Genomic DNA, 1,404 nt, shown 5'->3' with positions numbered 1-1,404 from the left:
CAGCACAAAGCTTTTCACGGTGCGCATATACTTTTCTCCGGTCGATTGCTCCGGGGTCTGCTGTTCAGTTTTGTTCTCTTCTGACATCGGTCTGGCATCTCACTTAAAACAAAGCAGCCTGATCAACGGATCAGGCTGCTGAAATCTTTCATCTGATCAGACCGCCTTGCGACGATCTCATCGTTAAATCAATTATTTACCGACAATGGTTCCTTCCATCGGCGAGGAGGCGCTGGCGTATTTCTTCCGTGGCATCCGTCCTGCAAGGTAAGCTTCACGACCCGCCTCAACTGCTTTACGCATCGCCGAAGCCATCAGAATCGGGTTGCGGGCACCGGCAATAGCGGAGTTCATCAGCACGGCTTCACAGCCCATCTCCATCGCTACTGCCGCTTCTGAAGCGGTACCAACACCGGCATCCACCAGCACCGGCACTTTACAGTCTTCCATAATCACATTGATATTGTGCGGATTCAGAATACCCAGACCGGAACCGATCATAGAGCCCAGAGGCATAATCGATACACAGCCCAATGATTCCAGTTCCTTCGCAACTATCGGGTCATCGCTGGTATAAACCATCACTTTGAAACCATCCCGCACCAGCACATCGGCGGCTTTAATGGTTTGCACAACATTCGGATACAGGGTTTTCTGATCGCCAAGCACTTCCAGTTTAACCAGATCGTGTCCGTCCATCAGCTCGCGCGCCAGCATACAGGTGCGCACCGCATCTTCGGCATTAAAGCAGCCCGCGGTATTCGGCAGGATGGTGTATTTATCCGGGGAGATAACATCCAGCAGGTTTGGCTCATCCGGGTTCTGACCGATATTGGTGCGACGTACCGCGACGGTGACAATCTCTGCGCCGCTGGCTTCTATCGCCAGACGGGTCTCTTCCAGATCACGATATTTACCGGTACCAATCAACAGACGGGACTGAAAGCTGCGACCTGCAATAATCAAAGGATCGTTATGTTGTTCTGACATTATTCTTTACCCAGTTAAATTCTGTAGTTTTTACTCAAACATCTATCCAACAGAGGGGCTCAGCCACCGCCTATGGCATGGACTACTTCGACCCGGTCACCTTCCTGCAACAGGGTTTCTGCATGCCTGCTGCGAGGGACAATTTCCAGATTCAGCTCCACGGCTACACGACGTTCACCCAGCTCCATCTTTTCAATCAGACCGGCCACAGAGGTGCCTTCCTGAAGCTCCAGACTGTCACCATTTACCTGTATCAGCATTGAGATTGATCCACTTTTGTTAACTTAACTGCCGGAAAGTGACCCGACCAAGATTTATCCAGCCTGCCAGGAACAGAACACCGCCCACAGGGGTGACCGCTCCCAGCCAGTGCTGACCACTCAGTGCCAGTACATAGAGACTGCCACTGAAAAA

At 51.6% G+C, this 1,404-nt stretch carries 3 protein-coding genes; all 3 read right to left on the bottom strand.

The window, feature by feature from the left end; translation table 11 throughout:
• Positions 1–192: 192 nt before the first annotated feature.
• Complete coding sequence (locus ACQY8X_RS20895) at positions 193–990, bottom strand: thiazole synthase (RefSeq protein ID WP_428037059.1); 798 nt, start codon at positions 988–990, stop codon at positions 193–195.
• A gap of 59 nt (positions 991–1,049) precedes the next feature.
• Positions 1,050–1,250: a sulfur carrier protein ThiS gene (gene thiS, locus ACQY8X_RS20890; RefSeq protein WP_428037058.1), complete on the bottom strand. Its 201-nt coding sequence runs from the start codon at positions 1,248–1,250 to the stop codon at positions 1,050–1,052.
• 19 nt (positions 1,251–1,269) lie between these two features.
• On the bottom strand, positions 1,270–1,404 hold a 135-nt coding region (locus ACQY8X_RS20885), incomplete at its 5' end, for a DUF423 domain-containing protein (protein ID WP_428037060.1).

It is taken from the genome of Amphritea sp. (genome assembly GCF_050300915.1).
Taxonomy (GTDB): Bacteria; Pseudomonadota; Gammaproteobacteria; order Pseudomonadales; family Balneatricaceae; genus Amphritea.
Note: the sequence above shows the minus strand (reverse complement) of the source record. Positions and strands in the feature narration are given on the sequence as shown.